General features: G+C 70.6%; 22 protein-coding genes and 3 tRNA genes. 15 read left to right on the top strand and 10 right to left on the bottom strand.

Going from position 1 to position 25,864, the window contains the following annotated elements; genetic code table 11:
• The first annotated feature begins 82 nt into the window (after nucleotides 1-82).
• From gyrB to ASE27_RS07075, 6 genes are all read left to right on the top strand, one after another.
• The gene (gyrB, locus tag ASE27_RS07095) at nucleotides 83-2,122 is read left to right on the top strand and encodes a DNA topoisomerase (ATP-hydrolyzing) subunit B (protein WP_225220065.1); all 2,040 of its coding nucleotides are present in this window, start codon (nucleotides 83-85) and stop codon (nucleotides 2,120-2,122) included.
• 196 nt (nucleotides 2,123-2,318) lie between these two features.
• The gene (gene gyrA / locus ASE27_RS07090) at nucleotides 2,319-5,003 is read left to right on the top strand and encodes a DNA gyrase subunit A (RefSeq protein ID WP_082608660.1); all 2,685 of its coding nucleotides are present in this window, start codon (nucleotides 2,319-2,321) and stop codon (nucleotides 5,001-5,003) included.
• Nucleotides 5,000-6,034 (top strand): DUF3566 domain-containing protein, encoded by a 1,035-nt coding sequence (locus tag ASE27_RS07085; RefSeq protein WP_235534153.1) that lies wholly within the window; start codon nucleotides 5,000-5,002, stop codon nucleotides 6,032-6,034. The genes gyrA and ASE27_RS07085 overlap by 4 nt, the downstream gene beginning before the upstream one ends.
• A 127-nt stretch (nucleotides 6,035-6,161) precedes the next feature.
• Nucleotides 6,162-6,235 (top strand) — tRNA-Ile (locus tag ASE27_RS07080).
• Nucleotides 6,236-6,265: 30 nt separating this feature from the next.
• The gene (locus ASE27_RS20860) at nucleotides 6,266-6,385 is read left to right on the top strand and encodes a DLW-39 family protein (RefSeq protein WP_210410998.1); all 120 of its coding nucleotides are present in this window, start codon (nucleotides 6,266-6,268) and stop codon (nucleotides 6,383-6,385) included.
• A gap of 31 nt (nucleotides 6,386-6,416) precedes the next feature.
• A tRNA-Ala gene (locus ASE27_RS07075) sits at nucleotides 6,417-6,489 on the top strand.
• A 147-nt stretch (nucleotides 6,490-6,636) separates the two neighbouring features.
• Here ASE27_RS07075 and ASE27_RS07070 read toward each other — a convergent pair.
• Entirely contained in the window at nucleotides 6,637-7,626 is a 990-nt protein-coding gene (locus ASE27_RS07070; protein ID WP_056648081.1) for a hypothetical protein, read from the bottom strand.
• A gap of 150 nt (nucleotides 7,627-7,776) precedes the next feature.
• On the opposite strand from ASE27_RS07070, the gene ASE27_RS07065 reads away from it, so the two are divergent.
• Entirely contained in the window at nucleotides 7,777-8,316 is a 540-nt protein-coding gene (locus ASE27_RS07065; RefSeq protein ID WP_056648078.1) for a peptidylprolyl isomerase, read from the top strand.
• Nucleotides 8,317-8,480: 164 nt separating this feature from the next.
• Nucleotides 8,481-9,197: a rhomboid family intramembrane serine protease gene (locus ASE27_RS07060; protein ID WP_369800556.1), complete on the top strand. Its 717-nt coding sequence runs from the start codon at nucleotides 8,481-8,483 to the stop codon at nucleotides 9,195-9,197.
• Between the two features lie 214 nt (nucleotides 9,198-9,411).
• Here the strand turns inward: ASE27_RS07060 and ASE27_RS07055 are convergent, their stop codons facing one another.
• On the bottom strand, nucleotides 9,412-9,666 hold the full coding sequence (locus tag ASE27_RS07055) for a cell division protein CrgA (protein ID WP_056648075.1): 255 nt from the start codon (nucleotides 9,664-9,666) through the stop codon (nucleotides 9,412-9,414).
• Between the two features lie 183 nt (nucleotides 9,667-9,849).
• On the opposite strand from ASE27_RS07055, the gene ASE27_RS07050 reads away from it, so the two are divergent.
• Nucleotides 9,850-10,686, top strand: a complete 837-nt coding sequence (locus tag ASE27_RS07050; protein ID WP_082608659.1) for a DUF881 domain-containing protein — start codon at nucleotides 9,850-9,852, stop codon at nucleotides 10,684-10,686.
• Nucleotides 10,687-10,892: 206 nt separating this feature from the next.
• Nucleotides 10,893-11,540, top strand: a complete 648-nt coding sequence (locus ASE27_RS07045) for an aminodeoxychorismate/anthranilate synthase component II (protein ID WP_056648073.1) — start codon at nucleotides 10,893-10,895, stop codon at nucleotides 11,538-11,540.
• Between the two features lie 133 nt (nucleotides 11,541-11,673).
• Here the strand turns inward: ASE27_RS07045 and pknB are convergent, their stop codons facing one another.
• The 7 genes from pknB to ASE27_RS07010 are packed head-to-tail and all read right to left on the bottom strand — an operon-like array spanning nucleotide 11,674 to nucleotide 21,175.
• On the bottom strand, nucleotides 11,674-13,743 hold the full coding sequence (gene pknB, locus ASE27_RS07040) for a Stk1 family PASTA domain-containing Ser/Thr kinase (protein WP_056648069.1): 2,070 nt from the start codon (nucleotides 13,741-13,743) through the stop codon (nucleotides 11,674-11,676).
• Nucleotides 13,744-15,462: a serine/threonine-protein kinase gene (locus tag ASE27_RS07035; RefSeq protein ID WP_056648067.1), complete on the bottom strand. Its 1,719-nt coding sequence runs from the start codon at nucleotides 15,460-15,462 to the stop codon at nucleotides 13,744-13,746.
• Nucleotides 15,459-16,922 (bottom strand): penicillin-binding protein 2, encoded by a 1,464-nt coding sequence (locus ASE27_RS07030; protein WP_056648064.1) that lies wholly within the window; start codon nucleotides 16,920-16,922, stop codon nucleotides 15,459-15,461. Before ASE27_RS07030 ends, ASE27_RS07035 begins: the two co-directional genes overlap by 4 nt.
• Nucleotides 16,919-18,526, bottom strand: a complete 1,608-nt coding sequence (locus tag ASE27_RS07025; RefSeq protein ID WP_082608658.1) for an FtsW/RodA/SpoVE family cell cycle protein — start codon at nucleotides 18,524-18,526, stop codon at nucleotides 16,919-16,921. Before ASE27_RS07025 ends, ASE27_RS07030 begins: the two co-directional genes overlap by 4 nt.
• Nucleotides 18,526-19,929: a protein phosphatase 2C domain-containing protein gene (locus ASE27_RS07020; protein WP_056648062.1), complete on the bottom strand. Its 1,404-nt coding sequence runs from the start codon at nucleotides 19,927-19,929 to the stop codon at nucleotides 18,526-18,528. The genes ASE27_RS07025 and ASE27_RS07020 overlap by 1 nt, the downstream gene beginning before the upstream one ends.
• 6 nt (nucleotides 19,930-19,935) lie before the next feature.
• Nucleotides 19,936-20,460 (bottom strand): FHA domain-containing protein, encoded by a 525-nt coding sequence (locus tag ASE27_RS07015; RefSeq protein WP_056648060.1) that lies wholly within the window; start codon nucleotides 20,458-20,460, stop codon nucleotides 19,936-19,938.
• A gap of 10 nt (nucleotides 20,461-20,470) precedes the next feature.
• Nucleotides 20,471-21,175 (bottom strand): DUF3662 and FHA domain-containing protein, encoded by a 705-nt coding sequence (locus tag ASE27_RS07010; protein WP_056648059.1) that lies wholly within the window; start codon nucleotides 21,173-21,175, stop codon nucleotides 20,471-20,473.
• Between the two features lie 292 nt (nucleotides 21,176-21,467).
• On the opposite strand from ASE27_RS07010, the gene ASE27_RS07005 reads away from it, so the two are divergent.
• Nucleotides 21,468-21,550, top strand: a tRNA-Leu gene (locus ASE27_RS07005).
• A gap of 24 nt (nucleotides 21,551-21,574) precedes the next feature.
• Here the strand turns inward: ASE27_RS07005 and ASE27_RS07000 are convergent.
• Nucleotides 21,575-22,213, bottom strand: a complete 639-nt coding sequence (locus ASE27_RS07000; RefSeq protein ID WP_157257432.1) for a hypothetical protein — start codon at nucleotides 22,211-22,213, stop codon at nucleotides 21,575-21,577.
• Nucleotides 22,214-22,304: 91 nt separating this feature from the next.
• On the opposite strand from ASE27_RS07000, the gene ASE27_RS06995 reads away from it, so the two are divergent.
• The 4 genes from ASE27_RS06995 to idi all read left to right on the top strand — a co-directional run bounded on the left by ASE27_RS06995 (nucleotide 22,305) and on the right by idi (nucleotide 25,855).
• Nucleotides 22,305-22,676, top strand: coding sequence for a PadR family transcriptional regulator (locus ASE27_RS06995; RefSeq protein WP_056648052.1), 372 nt, complete (start codon nucleotides 22,305-22,307; stop codon nucleotides 22,674-22,676).
• A complete protein-coding gene (locus ASE27_RS06990; protein WP_056648134.1) occupies nucleotides 22,676-24,028 on the top strand; it encodes a permease prefix domain 1-containing protein in 1,353 nt (450 codons plus the stop codon). The genes ASE27_RS06995 and ASE27_RS06990 overlap by 1 nt, the downstream gene beginning before the upstream one ends.
• Before the next feature lie 91 nt (nucleotides 24,029-24,119).
• Nucleotides 24,120-25,094 (top strand): hypothetical protein, encoded by a 975-nt coding sequence (locus tag ASE27_RS06985; RefSeq protein WP_056648050.1) that lies wholly within the window; start codon nucleotides 24,120-24,122, stop codon nucleotides 25,092-25,094.
• Between the two features lie 161 nt (nucleotides 25,095-25,255).
• Nucleotides 25,256-25,855 carry an isopentenyl-diphosphate Delta-isomerase gene (idi, locus tag ASE27_RS06980; RefSeq protein WP_068626673.1) on the top strand — a complete coding sequence of 200 codons (600 nt, stop codon included), beginning with the start codon at nucleotides 25,256-25,258 and terminating at the stop codon, nucleotides 25,853-25,855.
• Nucleotides 25,856-25,864 lie beyond the last annotated feature (9 nt).

Here is a 25,864-nt window from a genome sequence, read left to right as displayed (position 1 = left end):
ACGAGGAGCGCTTCCGCCCGTGGCAGAGCACACAGACAACGTCCCTTCGAGCCTGCCCCCGGAGAGCGGTGGAGGTCCCGGCCTGGACCAGGACCCTTCGGGCGGCACGTACGACGCGAGCAACATCACCGTCCTCGAAGGGCTCGAGGCCGTCCGCAAGCGACCCGGTATGTACATCGGCTCGACCGGTGAGCGAGGGCTCCACCACCTGGTGTACGAGGTTGTGGACAACTCTGTGGACGAAGCCCTCGCGGGCTACGCCGACACGATCGACGTGACACTTCTGGCCGACGGAGGTGTACGCGTCACCGACAACGGCCGCGGTATCCCCGTCGCCATCCACCCGACCGAGGGCAAGCCCACGGTCGAGGTCGTCATGACGATCCTGCACGCCGGCGGGAAGTTCGGCGGGGGCGGCTACGCGGTCTCCGGTGGACTGCACGGCGTGGGCATCTCGGTCGTCAACGCGTTGTCGCGCAAGGTCCAGACGGTGATCAAGCGCGACGGCCACGTCTGGAGCCAGAACTTCAAGGACGGCGGCAAGACCGACGGGCCTCTCGTCGAGGGCGAGGCCACCACGGAGACCGGCACGACGCAGACGTTCTGGCCGGACCCGGAGATCTTCGAGACGACCGAGTTCGACTTCGAGACTCTCCGCTCGCGCTTTCAGCAGTACGCGTTCCTCAACAAGGGGCTGCGCATCACGCTCACGGACGAGCGCCGTCAGTTCCTGGACACCGACGACGAGGTCACGGGCCAGGTCTCGGACCCCGCCGAGGACCTCGTCGCAGCCCCCGAGGGGGAGGACGAGTTCAAGCCCCGCGTCGTGTCGTACAAGTACGACGAGGGGCTGGTGGACTACGTCAAGCACCTCAACGCGGCCAAGAAGGTCGAGCTGATCCACGACGAGATCATCGACTTCGAGTCCGAGGACAAGGAGCGGCGCATCTCGGTCGAGATCGCGCTCCAGTGGACCAGCGCCTACTCCGAGTCCGTGCACACGTTCGCCAACACGATCTCGACGACCGAGGGCGGCACGCACGAGGAGGGCTTCCGTGCGGCCATGACCTCGCTCGTCAACGAGTACGCGCGGGCCAAGGCCATCATCAAGGAGAAGGACGACAACCTCACGGGTGACGACATCCGCGAGGGCCTCACGGCCGTCCTGTCGATCAAGCTCGGCGAGCCCCAGTTCGAGGGCCAGACGAAGACCAAGCTCGGCAACACCGAGGCGAAGTCGTTCGTGCAGCGGGTCGTCCGCTCGCAGCTCACGGACTGGTTCGACTCGCACCCGACCGAGGCGCGCGACATCATCCGCAAGGCCATCCAGGCCTCGCAGGCGCGGCTCGCCGCCCGCAAGGCGCGCGAGGCGACGCGGCGCAAGGGGCTCCTCGAGTCCGGCGGCATGCCGGGCAAGCTCAAGGACTGCCAGTCCAACCGGCCCGAGGAGTGCGAGGTCTTCATCGTCGAGGGTGACTCGGCAGGCGGCTCGGCCGTCCGTGGACGCAACCCGCACAACCAGGCGATCCTCCCGCTGCGAGGCAAGATCCTCAACGTCGAGCGCGCCCGCCTCGACCGTGCGCTGGGCAACAACGAGGTCCAGGCGCTCATCACGGCGTTCGGCACGGGCATCGGCGAGGACTTCGACATCGCCAAGCTGAGGTACCACAAGATCGTCCTCATGGCGGACGCCGACGTCGACGGCCAGCACATCTGCACGCTGCTGCTGACGCTGCTCTTCCGGTACATGCGTCCGCTGATCGAGCACGGCCACGTGTACCTCGCGCAGCCGCCGCTCTACCGCCTCAAGTGGTCCAACGCGCCGCACGACTACGTCTACTCCGACCGGGAGCGCGACGCGTTCCTGCTCGCGGGTCAGGCCGCGGGCAAGCGCATCCCCAAGGAGAACGGGATCCAGCGCTACAAGGGTCTCGGCGAGATGGACTACTCGGAGCTGTGGGACACGACCATGGACCCCGAGCACCGCACGCTCAACCAGGTCACGCTCGACGACGCGGCCGCCGCGGACGAGATCTTCTCGATCCTCATGGGCGAGGACGTCGAGTCGCGCCGGAACTTCATCCAGCGCAACGCCAAGGACGTGAGGTTCCTGGACATCTAGCGGGTAGGACGTGGTCGGTGACGAGGGACGGCCGGGTGGAAGACCCGGCCGTCCGCGCGCCGACCACGACCTACCGCGCGACGACACGGCGGACGGCTGACCAGGAGACCTTCACGGTCGACCGGGCGTGCTTCCTCCGAGCCGCGACGACAGCTTCACCACACAGCAGGACCACGACAGGACGAGGTAGACGACGGTGACGGACGAGACTCCCGAGCAGGACGAGAACCAGGGGACCCTTCCCGGGGACGGGACCGAGGCGACGCTGGGGGCCGACGGCGCGGTCGCGGTGCAGCACGGCCGGATCGCACAGGTGGACCTGCAGCTCGAGATGCAGCGCTCGTACCTCGACTACGCCATGAGCGTCATCGTCGGACGAGCGCTCCCCGACGTGCGTGACGGGCTCAAGCCCGTCCACCGTCGCGTGCTGTACGCGATGCACGACGGCGGCTACCGCCCCGACCGCGCGTTCTCCAAGTGCAGCCGTGTCGTCGGTGACGTCATGGGAAAGTTCCACCCGCACGGTGATACGTCGATCTACGACGCCCTGGTCCGCCTGGTCCAGGACTGGTCGCTGCGCTACCCGCTCGCTGCGGGCCAGGGGAACTTCGGGTCCCCCGGCAACGACCCGGCGGCGGCCCCTCGATACACCGAGTGCCGCATGGCACCGCTGGCCACGGAGATGGTCCGGGACATCGACAAGGAGACGGTCGACTTCCAGGACAACTACGACGGCCGTACCCAGGAGCCCGTCGTCCTGCCCTCGCGGTTCCCGAACCTGCTGGTCAACGGCTCGGCCGGCATCGCGGTCGGCATGGCCACGAACATCCCCCCGCACAACCTCCGTGAGGTCGCGGACGGCGTGAAGTGGCACCTCGAGCACCCGGAGGCCTCCAAGGAGGAGCTCCTCGAGGTGCTGCTGACCAAGATCAAGGGCCCGGACTTCCCGACCGGCGCGACGATCCTCGGCCACAAGGGCATCGAGGAGGCGTACCGCACGGGTCGTGGCTCGATCACGATGCGCGCGGTCGTCAACGTCGAGGAGATCCAGAACCGGATCTGCCTCGTCATCACCGAGCTCCCCTACCAGGTCAACCCTGACAACCTGGCGCTGCGCATCGCGGACCTGGTCAAGGACGGCAAGGTCCAGGGCATCGCGGACATCCGCGACGAGACGTCCGGTCGTACGGGGCAGCGCCTCGTGATCGTGCTCAAGCGAGACGCGGTCGCGAAGGTCGTCCTGAACAACCTGTACAAGCACACGTCTCTCCAGGAGAACTTCGGCGCGAACATGCTCGCGCTGGTCGACGGCGTGCCGCGCACGCTGAGCATCGACGCGTTCGTCCGGCACTGGACGACGCACCAGATGGACGTCGTCATGCGCCGTGCCCGGTTCGACCTGCGTGCCAAGGAGGAGCGGGCACACATCGTGCGCGGCTACCTCAAGGCGCTCGACGCGCTCGACGCGGTCATCGCGCTCATCCGTGGTTCGGCGACGGTCGAGGACGCCCGTGAGGGCCTCATGGCGCTGCTCGAGGTCGACGAGATCCAGGCCCGTGCCATCCTGACCCTCCAGCTGCGTGCCCTCGCGGCCATGGAGCGTCAGAAGCTCATCGACGAGTACGCCGAGCTCGAGGCCGCGATCAAGGACCTCAACGACATCCTCGCCCGTCCCGAGCGCCAGCGTCAGATCGTGGGCGACGAGCTCGAGGAGATCGTGGCCCGGTACGGCGACGAGCGTCGCACGACGATCCTGCCCTACGACGGGGAGGTGTCGATCGAGGACCTCATCGCCGAGGAGGAGGTCGTCGTCACGATCACGCGCGGTGGCTACGCCAAGCGCACCCGCAGCGACAACTACCGCCAGCAGAAGCGCGGTGGCAAGGGCGTGCGCGGCGCGCAGCTGCGCGAGGACGACATCGTCGACCACTTCTTCGTCACGACGACGCACCACTGGCTCCTGTTCTTCACGAACCTCGGCCGGGTGTACCGGGCCAAGGCGTACGAGCTGCCCGAGGGCGGCCGCGACGCCAAGGGCCAGCACGTCGCGAACCTCCTGGCGTTCCAGCCCGGAGAGAAGATCGCCCAGGTCCTCGACCTGCGCGACTACGACGCCGCGGAGTACCTGGTGCTCGCGACCCGTCGCGGTCTCGTCAAGAAGACGCGCCTCTCGGAGTACAACTCGCCGCGCTCGGGTGGTCTCATCGCGATCAACCTGCGCGAGGACGAGGACGGCAACACCGACGAGCTGGTCTCGGCCCGGCTGGTCGACGCGACGGACGACCTGATCCTGGTCTCGCGCAAGGGGCAGTCGATCCGCTTCACGGCCGACGACGACGCCATGCGTCCGCTCGGCCGGTCCACCTCGGGCGTGACGGGCATGAAGTTCCGTGAGGAGGACGACCTCCTGGCCATGGACGTGGTCCGGGACGACGCGTTCCTGTTCACGGTCACCGAGGGCGGGATCGCCAAGCGGACCCAGCTCACGGAGGACAACTACCGCGTCCAGGGCCGCAACGGGTTCGGCATCAAGGTGGCCAACCTGCCCGAGCGCAACGGGGACCTGGTCGGCGCGCTCGTGGTCGACGCCGACGACGAGGTGCTCGTCATCATGGAACGGGGGAAGATCGTCAGGTCGTCCGTCGACGAGGTCAAGCCGACGGGGCGTACGTCGCAGGGCGTGATCTTCGCCAAGCCGGACAAGAACGACAAGATCATCGCCGTTGCCCGTAATGTCGAACGTCGACTGGGGGAGGATCGGGATACCGTGGACGAGGAAGCATCCGAGCAGGGGCAGCCTGACGTCGCCTCTCCCGCCAGCACCACCGGGCAGGAGGCTTCGTCGGAAGCGGCCCCCGGAGCCACCGAGGATGGTAGATGAGCAGCGAGAAGAAGTCCCCGCCGACGATCGTGCCCAAGGTGGTGCCGCCGCGTCCTGACGACGTGACGGGCACCGCGAGCCGCCCTGCGGCGACCAACGGCACGGCACGGCCCGCAGGGGGCGGGACGACCAGCGGTGCGCCGGCCGGGGCCAACGCCCCGGTGCCGCCGCCGCCCGCGGCGAGCGGTCCGTCGGGCGGGAGCGAGGCCCCCGTCCCGCCGCCTCCCGCATCGAACGGTGGCACGGCGCGCTCCGGCGCGCTCAAGGCCGCGGCGGCGGCCATGGCCACGGCCAAGGCAGCCGCGAAGAAGCTGTCCGACCCGGCTCCGGCGACCGCCAAGACGGCGGCAGCAGGTCCGGCTCCCGCCAAGCCCGCGGCGAGCCCGGCGCCCGCAGCGGCTGCCCCGGCGACGCCCGTCGCACAGTCCACGACCGAGATCGACGACCGAACGGTGCCGCGCGTGACGAAGAGCTCGACGAGCACCACCGCTCCTGGCGGTACGCAGGAGGTCCCGGCGATGCACTACACGGCTGCCGGCTTCAGCGGGACGGCCCGCCCGGTGACGGGGACCACTCCTGCGGCGGCTGCTCCTGCCACGACCGCGGCCGCCACCGCCGCAGGGGCGCCCTCGACGGACGCGAAGCCCGGCGCGCGACCGGCGTCCGACGGCCCCCGCAGGGTCCGCCTGACGGTGTCCCGGGTCGACCCGTGGTCGGTCATGAAGCTGTCGTTCCTGCTGGCCGTGGCCATCGGGATCATGACGGTCGTCGCGACCGCGGTCTTCTGGACCGTGCTGGACGGCATGGGCGTCTTCACCGAGGTGAACTCCCTGGTGGAGAGCATCGTCGGCAAGGAGAGCCCCGTCGACGTGCTCCAGTTCGTGGAGTTCAACCGGGTCGTCGCACTCTCCACCCTGATCGCGATCGTGAATATGGTGCTCATCACAGCGCTGTCCACGATCATGGCGTTCATCTACAACCTGGTTGCCGCGATGGTGGGCGGAATCCACCTCACGATGACGGACGACTAGGGCAAAACGTCCCCTGACCGGGGCGTCGTCGCAGGCCGTGAGCGGTCCCGGACGGCTCCCGACGATGTCCCGGTTTGGGTACACCCCGAGAAGTGCGATAGTCTCAAGCGCTGCCGCAGCACAGCAAGGGCCTATAGCTCAGACGGTTAGAGCGCTTCCCTGATAAGGAAGAGGTCAGAGGTTCAAGTCCTCTTAGGCCCACTGCCGGAAACCCACCCGAGGGGGAACGTCATGAAGAAGTTCTTCGTACTGCTGCTTGTTGCTGGCGCTGGATTCTTGATCTGGCGCAAGGTGTCCGAGGACAACAACGAGCGCGATCTCTGGGCAGAGGTCACCGACACTTTCGAGTGACGGTTCTCTGCACGTCGGTTCCGAGCGTTCTGGGGCCATGGCGCAATTGGTAGCGCACCTGCTTTGCAAGCAGGGGGTTGGGGGTTCGAGTCCCCCTGGCTCCACACAGTGAGAAGGCCGTCGGCCGGGTCCATGACCCGACCGGCGGCCTTCTGCGTGCTCCGGCCGTCGCCGGATCCCGGAAGGTAGCGCCCCATGCACGAGGGGCCCGCCCGGCATCGCCGGACGGGCCCCTCGTGCAGGCGTACCGCTCAGGCCGTGGGCTTCTTGTCCTCGCCCTCGGTGCTGCCCTCGCTGCCCGCCGACGGCGCTGCGTCCTTGGCGCGTCCGGTCGCCTTGCGCGTGGCCTCCTTGGCGTCGGTCACGGCGTCCTGGACCTTCCCGGAGATCTTGTCCCCGGCGTCGGCGACGGCGCCCTGGACCTTCTCCCCGGTCTCACGGCCCTTGGCGACGGCTGCGCCGGCAGCCTCGCCGACGGCCTCGGCTGCGTTGCCGACGGCGGCTCGTGCGTCGTCGAAGGTCGAGGCGGGGACCTGGTCCCAGGGCTCGGCCCACGGGTCCGTGGTCGGCTGGGCGCGGCGCCACAGCACGTAGGCGCCGCCGGCAGCGGTCACACCGCCCACGACCCACCACAGGGCCTTGCTCTTCTTCTGCGGGTCGGCGGTCTCAGCGGCCGCGGTGAGCTTGGCCGGTGCGGCCTTGGCAGCCTTCTTGGCCGACGCGGCCGAGGCGTCGAGGCCCTTCTTCGCGGCCTTGGCGGCCTTCTTCGTGGCCCTCTTGGACAGTGTCTCGGTGGCCGCCGCGGACTCTGCCGTGGCGGCGGCCGCGGCGTCGGCGGCGCGGGACGCGGCTTCGGCTGCTGCGGCGGCCGCTGCGTTGAAGCTCGCCACGATCTTGGGCAGGACCTCGTCGACGAGCTTGTCGTGCGCGGTGTCGATCGCGGGCGCTGCCTTCCCCGCTGCCTTCTCGACGCGTGGTGCAGCGGCCTGGAGGCTGTCCTGCCATGCCTTCTCGACACGAGGCGTCAGCCACTCGACGAAGGCCTCGACCTTGGGGCTGCCCCACTCCTTCGCCTGACCGGCGGCACCCTTGGCCTGGTCGGCGAGCTGGACCGCGGTCGTCTGTGCCTTGGCGCCGGCCTCCCCGACGAGCGCAGCGACCTCGGCGGCCTGATCCTTGAGCTTCTCGGTATCGATCGTGTCGGTCACGGCGCGTGCGGAACGGCGGGTTCGGTCGGACATGGAGACTCCAGGTGTTCGTGATGCGGGCTGTAGGCGCTGGAACTCCACTCTGCCACCGTGTCCGGAGGCTCGCGAGGCAAGCGCGCCGTGGCGCGGGACACGAGCCGAGGGACAGGGCCGGGGCACAGGCGACCGTGTGAGAATGGGGGCATGTTCGCAACCCTCCACACCACTGCTGGTGACATCCGTATCGAGCTCCTGCCGAACCACGCGCCCAAGACGGTGGCGAACTTCACCGGTCTGGCGAAGGGCACCACGACCTGGACGGATCCGCGCACGGGCGCGGAGCGCAACGACCCGTTCTACGACGGTCTGATCTTCCACCGCGTGATCCAGGACTTCATGCTGCAGGGCGGCTGCCCGCTCGGCACCGGTACCGGTGGCCCCGGCTACACGTTCAACGACGAGATCCACCCCGAGCTGCAGTTCGACCGCCCGTACCTGCTGGCCATGGCCAACGCGGGCTCGCGTCGTAACCCGGTCTCGGGTGAGGTCGAGGGCACCAACGGGTCGCAGTTCTTCATCTCGACGGTCCCCACCCCGTGGCTCAACGGCAAGCACACCATCTTCGGCGAGGTCGTCGACGACGAGTCCCGCGCGGTCGTGGACGCGATCAACGCGACGCGTACCCGTCCGGGCGACCGCCCGGTGGAGGACATCGTCATCACCTCGGTCACCATCGAGGACTGACCATCTCCGTCCCCGCCTTCGGGACACCGGGGCCGGCGCAGCCGGCCCCGGTGTGTCCCCGACACCCAGACCGCGTCTCGTACGTCCGCTGCCAGCGCTGTGGACGTCCGGCCTGCCCCGAGTGCCAGCGTCCGGCGGCCGTCGGTATCCAGTGCGTCGACTGCGTGCGCGAGCAGGCCCGGTCCGCACCCCAGACCACGACGGCTCTCGGCGGGACCGTCCGGACGGGGCGCCCGGTCGTCACGCTGACGATCATCGCGCTGTGCGTCGTGAGCTGGCTGCTCCAGCTGGCCACCGGCGGCGAGTGGACCCAGCGGCTGGCGTTCGCACCGTTCATCGGTGACGTGCAGCCCTACCGGTTCCTCACCGCGGCCTTCCTGCACTCGACGAGCGTCTTCCACATCCTGTTCAACATGTACGCGCTGTGGATCACCGGGCCCTTCCTCGAGCAGATGCTCGGGAGGGCACGGTTCATCGCGCTGTACGTGCTCGCGGCCGTCGGCGGATCCGTCGGCGTCGTCCTGCTCGCTCAGCCGACGCCGGACGGCGGTTGGTTCACGCCGGTCGTCGGTGCGTCCGGGGCCGTGTTCGGGCTCTTCGGAGCGATCCTCGTGGTGCTGCGGCGCCTGGGGCGGAACGCCGCCCAGATCCTCGTCCTGATCGGGATCAACTTCGCGATCGGCTTCATGGTCAGCAACATCGCCTGGCAGGCTCACCTGGGTGGGCTCGTCGTGGGGCTCGTGCTCGGGGCGGGGTACGCCTACGCACCCAAGGAACGGCGCAGGCTGTGGAGCATCGGCATCACGGTCGCGGTCGCGGTGGTGCTCGTCGTCCTGACGGTCCTGAAGTACGCCTCGGCCCCGCAGTTCGTGCTGTCCTGAGCAGACTGCTCGATCTCGAATAGTTATCCACAGAGTTACTCACAGGTGTGGAACTACACCGATGTAGTTATCCACAGGCCAGGGAATCTGTGGACGGCCGACCGTCCCGCGCACGCTGGCGACAGGCAAGAGGGTGGGGTCCGCAGCTCTGCGGGCCCCACCCTCTCCTGCACCGAGCACCGCCGACGTGGGCGGGATGCGCGTCGTCCAGCGACTACTTCCAGCGCGTGGTCAGCGCGAACCCGGCGATGATCAGGACGAACCCGACCACCAGGTTCCAGTTGTGGAGCGCCGGGATCGGCAGGCCGAGGCCTCCGCTGGTGAGGTAGAAGATGACGATCCACGCCAGGCCCAGGAGCATCAGGGTCAGCATGGTCGGGACCAGCCAGCGGGGGTTGCCGGTCTCAGGCTTCTTCACCTGCGGGGCCTTGACCTTGGCGGGCTTCTTACGGGACTTCGACTCGGGCACGAGAGCTGGCTCCTGTCCTCGGGATGCGTGTTCCTGGCACCAGTCGTGTGCAGGAGCTGTGTCGGGTGGGACGAAGCGCCGTTGCGCGACGTCGTGAACGGCGACGCCATTCGTCATCTAGCGTAGTGGGCGGACAGAATAGCGTGTGCACGGGCAGATGGACGAGAGCCGGGAGTGAGCCAGATGGATCGCCGTCACGGAACGACGCACGAGCCCGAGGGTGCTGCGGCCGAGGATGCCCCGCGCGCCGACGCCGGCGAGCCCGTCGACACGGTCGGAGTCCGCCCCCCCACACGAGCCCGTCGGATCCGGTCCAGCGTCACGGTGCTGCTGGTGCTCTCGCTCTCGGGACTCATGTTCTCGGCCAGCGCCCGGCTCGCGCAGGGCCAGGACGGACGTCATCCCGAGAACCTGACGGAGCTCGTGCAGAGCGAGGAGCGCCGGGTCAAGGACATGACCGAGAAGGTCGTCGGTCTCCAGGCAGAGGTGTTGACCCTCGCGGCAGGGACCGGGCAGGCCGAGACCGAGTCGCCCGAGCTCGTCGAGCGCACCGGGATCGTGTCGGGTGCGGTCGCCGTGACGGGTCCGGGACTCAGCGTCACGCTCGACGACGCCCCCATGACCCAGGACCACCCCAAGGCGCGCGTGGACGACCTCGTGGTCCACCAGCAGGACCTGCAGGAGGTCATCAACGCGCTCTGGGCCGGAGGCGCGGAAGCGATGACTCTCCAGGGCCAGCGCGTCACCCCCACGACCGCCTTCCGCTGCGTCGGGAACGTGCTCAACCTCCACGGGCGGGTGTTCTCGCCGCCCTACACGGTGTCCGCGGTGGGTGACCCAGCACAGCTCCAGAAAGCGCTCGACCGTTCCGAGGCGATCGACATCTACAAGCAGTACGTGGACGAGTACGGCCTCGGGTGGAAGGTCGACAAGTCGGACTCCCTCCTCATGCCCGTGTTCGAGGGGGCGACCGACCTGAAGTACGCGCGCGTGACCGGCTCGGAGGACGAGGGCGCGTGACGCCGTCGGGCCAAGGGACGGGCTCCCCCACCCCGCGCCCCCGACGACCGACCCGGCCCGCGCATGGACACGGTCTCCGGCCCCCCGCAGCAGGGACAATGATGAGCAGGCCGGGCCCTGCCCGACCCCTCCGGACGAGCCGCACCCCCCGCGGGGCGTCCGGACGTCTCTACGCAACGACATCCGAAGGAACAGGTGGGTAAGGGATGGTCCGCATCCTCGTCGTGGACAACTACGACTCGTTCGTCTACACGATCGTCGGTTACCTGAACCAGCTCGGGGCCAGGACCGTGGTCGTCCGCAACGACGCGGTCCCGGCCGTGGGTGCGGACGGACGGTTCCGGGACGGTGACGGCGTGTTCGACGGCGTCCTCGTCTCCCCCGGCCCCGGCACCCCCGAGGAGGCAGGGCAGAGCGAGGACGTGATCCGTGCGTGCGCGGCGTCCGGAACGCCCATGCTGGGCGTCTGCCTGGGGCACCAGGCCCTCGCCGAGGTCTACGGTGCGACCGTCACGCACGCCCCCGAGCTCATGCACGGCAAGACGAGCCCGGTCGTCCACGAGGACCTCGGCGTCCTCGCCGGCCTCCCCTCGCCCTTCACCGCGACCCGCTACCACTCGCTCGCCGTGGTGCCCCAGACGGTCCCGGCCGAGCTCGTGGTCACGGCGACGACCGAGAACGGTGTGGTGATGGGCCTGCAGCACCGCGAGCTCCCGCTGCACGGCGTGCAGTTCCACCCCGAGTCCGTGCTCACCGAGGGTGGGCACCTGCTGCTCGCGAACTGGCTGACCGTGTGCGGGGCGCTCGACGCGGTCGAGCGCGCCCAGGGGCTCGCGCCCCTCGTGCGCCTCTGAGAGCTTCGCGAGGCTCGACGACCCGCACCCGAAGCACGAGGAGGGCCCGGCACCATCTGGTGCCGGGCCCTCCTGACGTTCGTGGTCGACCTACGCCGTGCCGGTGCGGTCGACCACGACTCGCGTCAGTACGTCACGGGGTGGACGTGGCGTCGTCGTCCCCGCCGCCGCCACCGCCCTTGGGCGGACCGCTCGAGATGACCAGGTCCACCTTGGTCCCCTCGTCGACCTCCGCGTTCGCACCAGGGCTGGTCGAGATGACCCGCCCCTTGGGCACGTCGGCCGACTCCTTCTCGGTGACGTCCCCGAGGTTGAGCTGGACACCGTTGAGGGCTCTCTCGGCCTGGTCCTTCGTCATGCCGACCAGGTCACCGGGCACCGTGGTCTTCTCGGGGCCCGCGGGCACGATCTCCTTGGCCAGCACGATCGTGACCTGCTGCCCCTGCTTGGTCGGTCCGGGCTTGGGCGTCTGGTCGATGACCGTACCCGGGGTCTTGGGGCTCTCCTGCTCCTTGATGACCGGGGTGAGACCCAGCTTGGCGAGCGCACTGGTGGCGTCCGCCTCGGTCATGCCGATCAGGTCCGGCACGCTCACGTTGCCGCTCGAGATGAAGATCTTGACCGTGCCCCCTGCAGCGACGCTCTCGCCGTTGGCGGGGTCCGTCCGGGTCACGAGGCCCTTCTTGATGGTCCCGTTGTCCTCGGCCTCGACCGTCGGGTCGACCACGAGGTTCGCGGCGGTGATCTTGGAGCGCGCCTCCTCCTGGGTGAGTCCCGTGACGTCGGGGACCAGCACGGTGTCCGGCCCTGCGGAGAAGAAGACTTCGACCTCGGTGCCCGTGGCGACCGACGTCCCGCTCTCGGGGCTCGACTTGGTGAAGGTGCCCTCGGGCTCTGTCGACTCGGTGTCGCGCGCGTACAGGTACACCAGGTCGACCGCCTCGAGCGCCTGCTTGGCAGACTCCTGGGTCGTGGAGGCGTCGAACTGAGGAACTTGCACCTCGGTGGGCGCGTCCGGGCGGGAGTTGATCACGATCATGGTGATGATCGCGGCGAGGGCCAGGACACCCACGGCGATGAGGGCCCACATCAGGCCGCGCCGCTTGGCGGGCTCCTCCTCGGGCTCCTCGGCGGACAGCCCGTTGCCGGGCTGGCCCGGAGGGACCGCTGCCGGGGCGGCACCCGTGGTCTCCCACGGGTTGGGGGGCGTCGCGACGGCCGGGGTCATGACCTGGGTCGCGTTCTCGAGCGGCTGCTGGACCTGGGTCGCGGCGACCGCTGCTCCTGCCACGGCGCCCGCAGCCGCTGCTGCCGCTGCCCCGATGGCCGGGGCCGTGATGTGACCGCCGCGGACGGCGTTCTCGAGGTCGTTGCGGAACTCGGCGGCGCTGCTGTAGCGCGCGGTCCGTTCCTTGGCGAGGGCCTTGAGCGTGATGCGGTCGAGGACCTCCGGCACGTCGGGTGCGAGGTCGCTCGGCTTGGCCGGCGCCTCCCGCACGTGCTGGTAGGCGACGGCGACGGGTGAGTCGCCGATGAACGGCGGACGACCGGTGAGCAGCTCGAAGAGGAGGCAGCCGGTCGAGTAGATGTCGCTGCGTGCGTCGACCGTCTCTCCACGGGCCTGCTCGGGCGAGAGGTACTGGGCGGTGCCGATCACGGCGTGGGTCTGCGTCATGGTCGCGGCGGAGTCCGCGACGGCGCGCGCGATGCCGAAGTCCATGACCTTGACGGCGCCCGTGGGCGTGATCATGACGTTGGCCGGCTTGATGTCGCGGTGGACGATGCCCGCGTGGTGGGAGTACTCGAGGCCCGACAGCACGCCGGCCGTGATCTCGATGGCCTCGTCGATGGGGACGGCCTGTCCGTCACCGAGGATGTCGCGGACCGTGTGGCCCTCGACGTACTCCATGACGATGAACGGCACGTGCGCCGTCCCGCCGCCCGGCTCGGTGTGGGTGTCCTCGCCCGTGTCGTACACGGCGACGATGGCCGGGTGGTTCAGAGCGGCGGCAGCCTGTGCCTCACGACGGAAGCGTGCGAGGAACGACGGATCGCGCGCGAGGTCGGAGCGCAGGATCTTGATCGCCACGGTCCGTCCGAGGCGCGTGTCGTGGCCGATGTGCACCTCGGCCATGCCGCCTCGGCCGATGAGCTCACCGACCTCGTACCGGCCGGCGAGTACCCGGGGAGCGTTGTCCACCACTTAGGAATCCTTCGAGGTTGTCGGAGCCGAGGACGCAGAGGCCTCCGGCACAGTACTGAGCATCATCCCATCGCTGGACGTCGAGTCCTGGGACGAGTACAACGATCTGGTCACGGTCGCAGCAGCCGAGTCGTCCGTGCCGTCCCCGCCACCTCTGACGAGGGTCGCGACGAGGACCACGAGCAGCAGGATCAGCAGGGCCACGAGCGGCCACGACAGGCCCTTGGCGAACCCGCCGATCCGTTGGCCCGTCGTCGTCGAGGTGCGGCCGCCTGCCGGTTCCTGGGAGGCACGCCGTCGTTCGGCGCGCGTCACCCCGCCCGGCTGGGCCCCCGCGAGAGCGGGAGCCGACGCCGCGCCGGTGCGTGACGTCGTCGGGCCGGCGTCCGGGCGCCGCGGACGAGAAGCCGCCGCGCCGTGCATCTCGCGGCGGGGCGGGTACGAGCGCGGGGCGGCAGCGGGCTCCGCTCCGCCCGGCGCGTCCGAGCGCTCCCAGGGGAGCGCCTGGCCAGGGCGGGCCGTGTCCGACGGCGGCGTGACGGACGGGGGAGGAGGCGGCGGCGGGGGGACGGCCTGGCCGTCGTACGGGGCGTCGTCGCGCGCGACCGACGCTGCCGACGCCGCAGAGGGAGCCGACAGTGCCGAGTAGCCCGACGGCGCCGACAGCGCCGAGTGCCCGGAGTGTGCCGACCAGCCGGAGGTGGCCGGTCCTGCGGCGTCGGCCATCGGTGCCGGGCTGACCGTGGGCAGCGGGCGCGAGCGCAGCTCGGCGGGGATCTCGAGGGGCGTGGGCGAGCTGGGTGCCGGCGGTGCGCCGTGCCGTGCGGGCAGGGGGCGGCGCGAACGTCTGCTCCCGGAGGCGGCCCCGGACCGGGCCGTGGCCCCCCACGGGTCGCGCGCGATGGTCTCGGCCAGGTCGTCGAGCGTCTGGGCGAGCGCGGAGGCCGGCATGGGTCGTGCCTTGGGGTCCTTCGCGAGCATCGCGTAGATGAGCGAGGCCAACGACGGGTGCACGTGCGCGGGCAGCGGCGGCACCTTCTCGTTGACGTGCGCGACCGCGATGTCGACCGGGGTCGTGCCCGTGAACGGCCGGTTCCCCACGACGGACTCGTAGGCCACGATCCCCAGCGCGTACACGTCCGACGCCCCGGTCGCGGCCTGGCCGATCGCCTGCTCGGGCGACAGGTACTGGGCCGTGCCCATGACCATGCCGGTCGCCGTCATGGGGATCTGGTTCGCCGCGAGCGACACCCCGAAGTCGGTGATCTTCACGACCCCCCGCGGCTCGAGCAGGATGTTGCCCGGCTTCACGTCGCGGTGGACGACGCCCGCGACGTGCGCGGCGTGCAGGGCGCGCGCCGTCTGCGCGAGGATCGGCAGCAGCTTGGCCGGCATGAGGACGGGCTCGCGCTCGAGCAGGTCCGCCATGGGCTCGCCCATGACGAGCTCCATGACGAGGAAGCCCGAGGCGTTCTGCTCGCCGTAGTCGTACATCTGGGCGATGTTCGGGTGCGACAGGGCCGCGCTGTTGCGAGCCTCGGTGCGCAGCCGCTCGAGGAAGTCCTCGTTGCCCGCGTACTCCTCGCGCAGCACCTTGACGGCGACCTCGCGGCCGAGCGCCTTGTCGTGGGCGACCCACACCTCACCCATGCCGCCGATCGCGATGCGGCGGACCAGGCGGTAGCGGTCGCCGAGCCAGAGCCCCTCGACCGGCCTCACTTGTTCAACACCGCCTCCATGACGGCCTTGGCGATGGGTGCGGCCACGGCGCCGCCCGTGGCCTCGTTGCCGCTGTCCCCACCGTTCTCCACGATGACGGCGACCGCGACCTGAGGGTTGTCGGCCGGGGCGAAGCCCGTGAACCAGGCGTGCGGGGCGGCGCCGCTCTGGTGCTCGGCCGTGCCCGTCTTGCCCGCGACCTGGACGCCGTCGATCTTCGCGGCCTTGCCCGAGCCGCCCTCGACCACGCTGATCATCATCGAGGTGAGCTGCGACGCGACGGTCGGCGAGACGGAAGTGCGCAGGAGCGAGGGCTCGTTCTGCTGGACCACGTCGAGGTCCGCGCCGCGCACGGTCGCGACGGTGTAGGGCGTCATCTGCTTGCCGCCGTTGGCGATGGCCGCGGAGACCATGGCCATCTGGAGCGGGGTCACGCGGACGTCGCCCTGGCCGATCGAGGCACGCGCGAGCTGTCCCCCGTCGTCGGTGACCTCCGCGTCGGGGAAGTGGCTGGGCGTGACGGTCATGGGGATGCTGAGCTTCGAGTCGAAACCGAAGTCCTCCGCCTGGTCGCGCATCGCGTCGCCCCCGAGCGTCACGCCCAGGTCCGCGAACGCGGTGTTGCACGAGATGCGCATCGCGTCGGCGAGGGTCTGCTCGCCCGTCGGGGAGCAGCGCGCCCCGCCGAAGTTCTTCATGGCCTGGGTCGAGTTCGGGTACGGGTACTCGTCCGGTGCGGGGATCACGGTCTCGGGCGTGTACTGGCCGCTCTCGAGCGCGGCGGCCGCGGTCACGAGCTTGAACGTGGACCCCGGCGGGTAGGTGTTGCCGGAGATCGCGCGGTTCACGAGCGGGTCGTCGTCCGCGTTGATGAGCGAGGTGTAGGCCTCGCGCGCGGCCTTGGTGTCGTGGGTCGCGAGCAGGTTGGGGTCGTACGACGGCTTGGAGACGAGCGCGAGGATCTTGCCCGTCGACGGCTCGATCGCGACGACCGCACCGCGCTGGTCGCCCATGGCGTCGTACGCGGCCTGCTGGGCTGCGGGGTCGATCGTCAGCTCGACCGACGCGCCCTGGGGCTTCTTGCCCGTGATGAGGCCCTGGAGACGGTCGATCCACAGCGTGCTGGCCTGACCGTTGAGGAACTCGTTCTCGGTGCGCTCGATCTCCTTGGTCCCGTTGACGATCGAGAAGAACCCGGTGACGTGGCCGTACAGGGGCCCGTTCGTGTACGAGCGCTGGTAGCCGTACGGGTCGTCGATGGGGGTCGAGAGGGCCACCGACTCCCCCGCGACGACGATCGGGCCGCGGAAGTTCCCGTACTCCCGGTAGATCTGGCGGACGTTGCGGGGGTCGTCGTTGAGCGAGCCCGCCTGGACGAACTGGATGTAGGTGGTCGAGACCATGAGTGCCAGGAACATGACCAGCACGACGGTCGCCACTCGGCGCAGAGGGACGTTCACGGGGTCTTCCACTCGGTGTCTTCGATGATCTCGGTGGCTCCGGTGCCCGGGCCACCGCCGACCTCGGGCAGGGCGGTGCGGACGACCTGCGTGGGCTGGTCGTCCGGGAGCGCGCCGTGCGCCCCGGGTTCACGCTGCCCGACGGCGGTGCGCCCGTCCGCGAGGTCGGCGGCGCCCTGGGCGCCGGCCTGGACCGTGACGGGCTGGGGGCCCGTGTCGGGGCGCTCGGTCGCGCGCGACGGGGCGACCTGGCCGCGCACGGGCAGGGAGGACGGCCGGCGCGCGTTGTCGGAGATGCGCAGCAGGAGCCCGACCACGAGCCAGTTCGCGAGCAGCGACGACCCGCCCTGCGCGACGAACGGCATGGTCAGACCCGTGAGGGGGATGATCCGGGTGATCCCCCCGATGACGACGAAGAGCTGCCACGCCATGACGAACGCGAGGCCACCCGCGAGGAGCTTGCCGAACCCGTCGCGGACGCCGATCGCGGTGCGCAGACCGCGCTCGACCAGGATGAGGTACATGACCAGGATCGCGAGCAGTCCCGTGAGCCCGAGCTCCTCGCCGAGCGAGGTGTAGATGAAGTCGGAGAACGAGTACGGCACGAGGCGGGGGTAGCCCTCGCCCCAGCCCGTGCCCGTGAGCCCGCCGTTGGCGAGACCGAACATGCCGCCCACGAGCTGGCCCGAACCGCCCGGGTCGCGACCGTAGATCTCCGGGTCGAGGGGGTGGAGCCAGACGTCGACGCGCGCCTGGACGTGCGGGAACGCCGAGGCCGCGACGACCGCGCCCACGGCGAACATGCTCAGACCGATCGCGACCCAGCTGAACCGCTCGGTCGCGATGTACAGCATGGCCACGAAGAGGCCGAAGAACAGGAGGGAGGTCCCCAGGTCGCGCTCGAAGATGAGCACGGCGAGCGACGCGGCCCAGACGATGACGAGGGGGCCGAGGTCGCGCAGGCGCGGGAGCTGGAGCCCGAGGACCTTGGGACCGGCGAGCGCGAGCGTGTCCCGGTTGGTCACGAGGTAGCCCGCGAAGAAGATCGCGAAGGCGATCTTGGCGAACTCCGCGGGCTGGAGCGACATGCCGGCGATGTTGACCCAGATGCGGGCGCCGTTGATGTTGCGCCCGATCACGGGGAGCAGAGGCAGCACGACGAGCACCAGGCCGACGATCATGGCCGTGTACGAGTACTTCCGCAGGGTCCGGTGGTCCTTGAGGAGCCACACGACCACGCACGCCGCGACGACGCCCAGGGCCGTCCACATGAGCTGCTTGGACGCGAGGTCCTGGTCGCGGCCGACGATCTTGCCGCCGATGTCGATGCGGTTGATCATCCCGAGCCCGATCCCGTTGAGGGCGATCGTGACCGGCAGGATGACGGGGTCGGCGTAGGGCGCCTTGAGGCGCAGGACCACGTGCCCGACGACGGCGAGCGCGACGAGGCCCGCGCTGTAGACGTAGAAGTTGGTGGGCAGCTCGCCCAGCATCGACAACCCCACGGAGGCGTAGGCGCCGATGCCGAGGGCGAGGGCGAGCACGAGCAGGCCTGCCTCGGCCCGCCGCGAGGGACGTACCTCGTGGGGCTCGACGGTCGCCATCACGGGGCCGCCGGCGGATCGGTCGTGGTCTCGGTCGTGGTGCCGTCGGCGGGGGCGGCAGGGTCCGTCGCCGGGTCGGCCGGGGGCGTGGTCGCGTCGGTGCCCGCGGGCTCCTGCGTGCTCGCGTCGGTCTCGGCCCGGGCGTCGGCGACGAGGCGCGTCGCGCGGTCCCGGGCGTCGTCGATCGACGTGGCGCTGATGGTCTCGGTGAGCCGGTCCACGACGTAGGGCGGCAGGTCGTCGACCTTGTCCCCCGTGAGCTCGATCGGGGTCGAGAGCGTGAGGGGACCCGCGCTGGTCGGGATGCCCCGGAAGACCGCGACCTGGCCGTCGGACACGCCCACGTAGTACTGCTGCTGCGTCCACCGGTAGCCGTACAGGCCGACGGCGCCGACCACCGCGATGATCGCGATCGTCACGACGGGCGCGATCCAGCGGCGCGGCCGCTTGCCGGGGCGGACGTCGGAGTCGTCGCCCGCAGCATCCGTGCCGTCCTGGGGGGTCTCCGCGGTGTCGGCCGATGCCTCCGGGGACTCCTCGGCCGAGGCCGTGGCGACGAGCGTGGCCGCGCGGGCGGCGGGGCCGTCCTGCGCCGAGGTCGGGCGGTCGCGGTCGATCGCGGCCGAGCCGACGACGACCGGCACGGTGGACGGGCCCGCGCCGTCGGCCAGGGTGTCCAGGTCGACGACGTCGGCCACGACGACCGTCACGTTGTCGGTGCTGCCGGCCCGGAGCGCGAGCTGGAGGAGGTGGTCGGCGCACTCGTCGGTGTCCGCGACGGTGCTCAGGGTGTGCTCGAGCGTCTCGATGCTCACGAACCCCGACAGCCCGTCGGAGCAGAGCATCCAGCGGTCGCCGGGTCGCGCCTCGCGCACCGACATGTCCGGTGTGAGGTCGACGTCGAAGTCACCGAGGACCCGCATCACGACGTTGCGCTGCGGGTGGTACTCGGCCTCCTCCGGGGTGATGCGGCCCGTGTCGACGAGGTGCTGGACGAACGTGTGGTCGGTCGTGACCTGGTTCAGGACGCCGTCGCGCAGCAGGTACGCGCGGGAGTCGCCGAGGTGCGCCATCGCGAGGGCGTTGCCGCTGCGCAGGATCGCGGTGACCGTGGTGCCCATGCCGGCGAGCTCGGGGGTCACCTCGCTGCGCTCGACCAGGTCGAGACGCGCGCTGTCGATCGACGCCTCGAGGTGGGACAGGGCGTCGTCGGGCCCGTGCGACTCCCCGTCGAGAGGCGCGAGCGCCGCGATGGCGAGCGAGGACGCGACGTCGCCGCCCGCGTGCCCGCCCATGCCGTCCGCGACGACGAGGAGGTGCGGACCCGCGTACCCGGAGTCCTGGTTGTTCGACCGGACGAGGCCGACGTCGGAGACCGCGGCGTACCTGAGTGCGATGTTCATGGCGCGCTACCGCTGCAGCTCGACGATGCTCTGCCCCACCCGCACGCTCACTCCTGGGGCGAGGGGCTGGATCCCGGTGATGCGCTGCTCGTTGATGTAGGTGCCGTTCGTCGAGCCGAGGTCCTCCACGTACCAGGTGCCACCCTGGGGGAAGATCCGGGCGTGCCGGGACGACGAGTAGTCGTCGTCGAGGACAAGGGTGCAGCTCGGGGCGCGGCCCAGCAGGATCGAGGACGCGGAGAGCGGGACCGTGGTCCCGCGCAGCGGACCCGCGGTCACGACGAGCCGGGAGGGCCCGGTCGGGGCCGGGGACGCGGGAGCAGCAGGGGACGGGGCCGAGGGGGCCGACGCCGCCGCACCGCGCCCGGCGGTGGGCGCGGGACGGTGGCCGTCCTCGCGCGTCTTGCCCTTGCGTGCCGTGATCTTGGTGCCGTACAGGTCGCGTCGCAGCACGCCGATCGCGGCGAACACGAACACCCACAGCAGGACCAGGTAGCCCAGCCGCAGCAGGGTGAACGTCAGCTCGGTCATGCGGGGTGGATCACCATTCCTCGTTCTCGGGCGCACCCGTCCAGAACATGATGCGGGTCCGCCCGATGGTCAGGCTGTTCCCGTCGAGCAGGGTAGCGGCCGGGACCTGGTGGCCCTCGACGAAGAGTCCGTTCGTGGAACCGAGGTCCGTCGCGATGACCCCGTCCTGCGTCACCCGGATCTCGAGGTGACGGCGTGAGACCCCGGGGTCGTCGACGACGATGTCCGCCTCGGAGCCGCGGCCGATCACGGTCACGGGACCGGTCAGCAGGTAGCGCTGGCCGTCGATGTCCACCAGGGGGTGGCGTGCGCTCGGGGCCGACGCCGTCGCCGGCGCGACGTTCCCGCGCACGCTCGCGGAGCGCAGCTGGAAGCGGCCCGTGTCGAGCGAGTCGTTCTGCTCGAAGGACACGCTGACCGGGCCGACGAACGCGTAGTGCTGCGACGCCGCGTGCTCGGTGACATTGGCCGCGAGCTCGTCGGCGAGCGACTCGGCCCCCCAGCCGTCGACCTGCGCGTAGTCGTCCGGTGACAGCTCGATGGTGAACTGGTTGGGCACCACGGTCCGGTCGCGGTCCACGACCGCAGCCCGGTCGTCGACCTCACGACGCAGAGCGCTCGCGAGCTCGACAGGCTTGACCTCGCTGCGTCCGACCTTGAAGGCGTTGTTGACGACGCGTTCGACGCCCTTCTCGAAACGATCCAGGACTCCCATGCCACCTCCTCCCTCATCGACGTTCCCACGACCGGGGTACACGGTCCCCGGGCAGACTACCTAGATCGTAACGACCCGGGGCCTCGACGGGCCGGGAATCTCCCGGAATCGAGGGGGAGATCGCGGGGAGATCGGGTGACTCGGGCGTGAGGCGCTCTGCGGAGCGGCTACTGTTCTCTCTGGTGCACCACCGGGCTCTGGCCCGGTCGGGGCGCAGGTGGAAGAGCGCACGAGGACGGCCGTCCGACCGATGCACGGTTGGGTCCGCTCTCGTGATAATCTTCTGCGGCACGCGCGAGTGGCGGAATGGCAGACGCGCTAGCTTCAGGTGCTAGTGTCCGAAAGGGCGTGGGGGTTCAAGTCCCCCCTCGCGCACGTGATGTACGAAGGCCCCGGATCTCAGATCCGGGGCCTTTCGTCGTTCCCGGGGTCGGCTCGAGGTGTCGCCCGACGGGTCCACCGTGCGCGCTTCCCGCGCAGACGCTGGACGAGCCCCGCGCTGCGCAGGTGCTCCACGACCTGGGGCGGCAGGTCTGCGAGCACGGTCGGTCGCGGCGAGCCCGCCGTGCGCGGCAGCAGGCTCACGGTGCCCGCGTCGCCCGTGACGACGAACGTGGCGCTCGCGGGTCCGGGCCGGTAGACGACGCTCCGGAGGGTGGCGAGCGGCTGCTCGTGCACGAACGATCCGCCGTCGGTGATCGAGAGGTGCTGTGCGGTGATGCTGATCCGGTAGGGGCGAGACCGTGACCCCACGCCCAGCGCCACGGTCACCGACACGATCGCGAGCGGGGCGAGCAGCCACCAGGGCGCGCCGCGCCCGTTGATCGAGGCCATGACGTCGTCCAGGTCGATCCCCAGGCCGGCCAGCACGGCGAAGGTCGCCCCGGTCACGACGACGCCGAGTGCGAGGAGAAGGGTGACGAGGGTCGCGTGGCGCATCCGGAGTGCGGTCGTCTCGAGGGTCGCGATGCCGTGGACGACGTGCCAGGCGTTCACCTCGAGGTCCTGCCGCTCGGTACGGGCTCGGCCTGGTCTCATCCGGGGAGTCTGCCAAAGCGAGGCTCCGCTCGGCGACCATACCTAGACCTGCTAGGTTAGAACACCTAGCAGCACTAGGCATAGGAGTGTCATGCACATCGACAAGGACCTGGTCGCGGCCTCGGCCACACCGCTCGTCCTCGGCATCCTCGCCGACGGCGAGTCGTACGGCTACGCGATCGTCAAGCGCGTCAACGAGATCTCGGACGGCCGCATGCAGTGGACCGACGGGATGCTCTACCCCCTGCTCCACCGGCTCGAGCGCCTCGGGCACGTCGAGGCGTCGTGGGGAGTGTCCGACGTCGGGCGCAGGAGGAAGCACTACGCGATCACCTCCGCCGGGCGCGAGGCCCTCGCCGAGCGGCAGGCGCAGTGGAGCGTCGTCGCCGACGCGCTCCAGAAGGTGTGGAGCGACACCCGCGACACACAGGCCCCGCGGACCGTCGCCGAGGGGTGGGCCTGATGAGCACGCACCCCGAGCTCGAGGCGCAGATCGACCAGTGGCGCGGCTACGTCCAGCGCCGCCAGGCGATCTCCACGGCCGACGTCGACGAGATGGAGGATCACCTGCGCGAGCAGGTCGCCGACCTGACCTCGACCGGCCTCGACGACGACGAGGCGTTCCTCGTCGCGGTCAAGCGCATGGGCAACCTCGACGAGGTCTCGCGCGAGTTCGCCCGCGAGCACTCCGACCGCCTGTGGAAGCAGCTCGTCCTGGTCCCCGACGCGGCCGCGGCCGGTGGCGGCTCACCGCGGTGGCGCGAGCTCGCGGTCGTGCTCGCGCTCGCCGTCGGCGCGGGGCTCGCGGTCAAGGTCGCCGCGGAGACCATCAGCGACGAGACGGTCCTGCTGCGCAACGTCAGCCTGCTCGTCTTCCCCTTCCTTGCCGGGTACTTCGCGTGGAAGCGCCGCCTCACCTGGGGTGTGGGTGCCATGCTCGCGATCCCGTTCGCGGTGCTCGCGGTCGTCCTCAACGTCTACCCCTTCGCGCCCGAGGGCTCGACCCTGCTGCTCGCGGCCCTGCACGCGCCGGTCGTCCTGTGGGCCCTCGTCGGGGTCGCATACGTCGGCGGGCGCTGGCGCTCGGACAGCGGTCGCATGGACTTCGCCCGGTTCACGGGCGAGCTCGCGATCTACTTCACGCTCCTCGCCCTGGGCGGCGGCGTGCTGCTCGGCCTCACGTTCGGGACGCTTAACCTCGTGGGGATCGACCCCGAGCCGTTCTTCGAGGGCTGGGTCCTGCCGTTCGCCGTCCCGGGCGCGCTCGTCGTCGCCGCCTGGCTCGTCGAGGCCAAGCAGAACGTCGTCGAGAACATCGCCCCCGTCCTCACGCGCGTCTTCACCCCGCTGACCGTCGTCATGCTGCTCGTGCTCTTCGTCGTGCTCGCGACCGCCGGCTCCCTGCTCGACACCGACCGCGGCCTCCTCATCCTCATGGACGCGATCCTGGTCCTCGTCCTGTGCCTGCTGCTCTACTCGGTCTCGGCCCGCGACCCCCTCGGCCCGCCGCACCTGTTCGACGGGCTGCTGCTCGTCCTGGTCGTCGCGGCGCTCGCGGTCGACGCCGTCGCGCTCACCGCGATGCTGACCCGCATCGCCGAGTTCGGGTTCAGCCCCAACAAGGTCGTGGCCCTGGGCCTCAACGTGCTGCTGCTCGTGCACCTCGTGGGCTCGGCCCTGCTGCTGACCGGGTTCCTGCGGGGACGTCGCCCGTTCGCGGCTCTCGGCCGCTGGCAGACGCAGTTCCTGCCGGTCTACGCGGTCTGGGCAGCGGTCGTCGTCGTGGTCTTCCCGCCCGTGTTCGGGTTCGTCTGACCCGTCGCCGTCGCCGTCGCCGTCGCCTCGGCAGCGGCCCGGCGGCGGCCCCGCTCCGGCCCCCTCCGGCCCGCCGTCGTAGTCTCGGAGGATGACCGACGACGCTCTGGTCGACTGGCTCCTCGACGCGGACCCCGCACTGCGGTGGCGGGTCGAGCGCGACCTCGTCCGAGCCCCCGTCGAGGTCTGGCAGCAGACACGGTCCCGCGTCGCGACCGAGGGCTTCGGTGCTCGTCTGCTCTCGCTGCAGGACCCGGACGGGCAGTGGGCGGGTGGTGCGTTCTTCCCCGCCGACTTCGACATGGACGGCCCCGAAGCCCGGTCCGGCGCCGGTCAGCCCTGGACTGCGACGACCTGGTCGTTGAACGCGCTGCGGGAGTGGGGGCTCGACCCGGCGGTCCTGCGCGACCGCCGGACCGCCGAGCTCCTGGCGCAGAACAGCCGCTGGGAGTACGACGACCTGCCCTACTGGGGCGGGGAGGTCGACTGCTGCATCAACGCGTGGACCCTGGCGAACGGCGCGTGGCTCGGTGCCGACGTCGCGCCCCTCCTCGACGCGATGCTCGCGGTGCGCATGGCCGACGGCGGCTGGAACTGCGAGTGGGTCGAGGGCTCGGTCCGGTCCTCGTTCCACTCGACCCTCAACGTCGTCAAGGGACTCCTGGCGCACCAGGCCGCGACGGGCGGTACCGACGAGACGCGCGAGGCACGGCGCTCGGCCGAGGAGTACCTCCTGCGTCGGGGCCTGTTCCGCCGCGAGTCGACGGGAGAGCCCGTCGCGCCCTGGGTGCGGTACTTCACCTACCCGTACCGCGCGTTCTACAGCGTGCTCAACGCGGCCGTCCACTTCCGCGAGGCGTCGCTGCTCGACGGTACGCCCCCGGACCCTCGCATGGCCGAGGCGATCGGGATGATCCGGGCAGCTCGGCAGCCGGACGGGACCTGGCTCCAGTCGCCGCGGCACCCGGGCACGGTGTGGTTCGAGGTCGACGCGTCGGCAGGTGAGGCCTCGAGGTGGCTGACCCTCGACGCGACCCTCGTGCTCGCCTGGTGGGACGGACGCTAGCGCCGCGCTCCGTCGTCGGGCTCGCCGTGCCCGCCGGGCAGCCGAGACGCCCGGCCGCTCGTCCCACGGACGGACTTCCTTCCTCTCCCCCGGTGTGTGACAGTGGGCCGGATGCTCCGGTGCACACCCCCCGATCGCACCGCAGGACCCCTGGAGGAACCATGACCGACGTGCACGTGCCCGTCGCCGCCGACCATGTCGTGACCGTCGACGACGAGGGGACCCGCACCGGGACCTTCGCGCGCAGCGCCGTCCACACCACCGAGACGCCGCTGCACCTCGCGTTCTCCTGCTACGTGGTCGACGACGCCGGTCGCCTCCTGGTGTCCCGCCGGGCGCTGTCCAAGCGCACGTGGCCCGGGGTGTGGACCAACTCGTTCTGCGGGCACCCGCGCTGGACCGAGACGACCGAGCAGTCGATCGTGCGCCACGCCGCGCACGAGCTGGGCCTCGAGATCACGGGGCTCGAGGTCGCCGTGCCCGGCTTCCGCTACCGGGCCGTGGACGCGTCGGGCGTCGTCGAGAACGAGATCTGCCCCGTGTACGTCGCGCGCGCCGCGAGCGACCTCACGGCCAACCCGGACGAGGTCGCCGAGCTCGCGTGGGCCGAGCCCGGCACGCTGGGGCGCGCGGTCGACGCCACGCCGTGGGCGTTCAGCCCGTGGATGGTCCTGCAGGTCGCGGCGCTGCGTGACGCGGCGAGCGGGCCCGACGGCGCCGTCTCCCCCCTGCTGGCAGAGGTCGCCTCGGCCCTGGGCTGAGCCGGCTGA

The organism is Oerskovia sp. Root918 (assembly GCF_001428945.1).
GTDB classification, from domain to species: Bacteria; Actinomycetota; Actinomycetes; order Actinomycetales; family Cellulomonadaceae; genus Oerskovia; species Oerskovia enterophila.
This window is presented reverse-complemented; position numbering and strand designations above follow the sequence as displayed.

Excerpts from the sequence above, each read along its gene's own strand:
- ASE27_RS07085 (WP_235534153.1), top strand. The coding sequence starts at position 5,000 with ATGAGCAGCGAGAAGAAGTCCCCGCCGACGATCGTGCCCAAGGTGGTG.
- ASE27_RS20860 (WP_210410998.1), top strand. The coding sequence starts at position 6,266 with ATGAAGAAGTTCTTCGTACTGCTGCTTGTTGCTGGCGCTGGATTCTTG.
- ASE27_RS07070 (WP_056648081.1), bottom strand. The coding sequence starts at position 7,626 with ATGTCCGACCGAACCCGCCGTTCCGCACGCGCCGTGACCGACACGATC.
- ASE27_RS07065 (WP_056648078.1), top strand. The coding sequence starts at position 7,777 with ATGTTCGCAACCCTCCACACCACTGCTGGTGACATCCGTATCGAGCTC.
- ASE27_RS07050 (WP_082608659.1), top strand. The coding sequence starts at position 9,850 with ATGGATCGCCGTCACGGAACGACGCACGAGCCCGAGGGTGCTGCGGCC.
- ASE27_RS07045 (WP_056648073.1), top strand. The coding sequence starts at position 10,893 with ATGGTCCGCATCCTCGTCGTGGACAACTACGACTCGTTCGTCTACACG.
- ASE27_RS07025 (WP_082608658.1), bottom strand. The coding sequence starts at position 18,526 with ATGGCGACCGTCGAGCCCCACGAGGTACGTCCCTCGCGGCGGGCCGAG.
- ASE27_RS07020 (WP_056648062.1), bottom strand. The coding sequence starts at position 19,929 with ATGAACATCGCACTCAGGTACGCCGCGGTCTCCGACGTCGGCCTCGTC.
- ASE27_RS07015 (WP_056648060.1), bottom strand. The coding sequence starts at position 20,460 with ATGACCGAGCTGACGTTCACCCTGCTGCGGCTGGGCTACCTGGTCCTG.
- ASE27_RS07010 (WP_056648059.1), bottom strand. The coding sequence starts at position 21,175 with ATGGGAGTCCTGGATCGTTTCGAGAAGGGCGTCGAACGCGTCGTCAAC.
- ASE27_RS07000 (WP_157257432.1), bottom strand. The coding sequence starts at position 22,213 with ATGAGACCAGGCCGAGCCCGTACCGAGCGGCAGGACCTCGAGGTGAAC.
- ASE27_RS06995 (WP_056648052.1), top strand. The coding sequence starts at position 22,305 with ATGCACATCGACAAGGACCTGGTCGCGGCCTCGGCCACACCGCTCGTC.
- ASE27_RS06990 (WP_056648134.1), top strand. The coding sequence starts at position 22,676 with ATGAGCACGCACCCCGAGCTCGAGGCGCAGATCGACCAGTGGCGCGGC.
- ASE27_RS06985 (WP_056648050.1), top strand. The coding sequence starts at position 24,120 with ATGACCGACGACGCTCTGGTCGACTGGCTCCTCGACGCGGACCCCGCA.
- idi (WP_068626673.1), top strand. The coding sequence starts at position 25,256 with ATGACCGACGTGCACGTGCCCGTCGCCGCCGACCATGTCGTGACCGTC.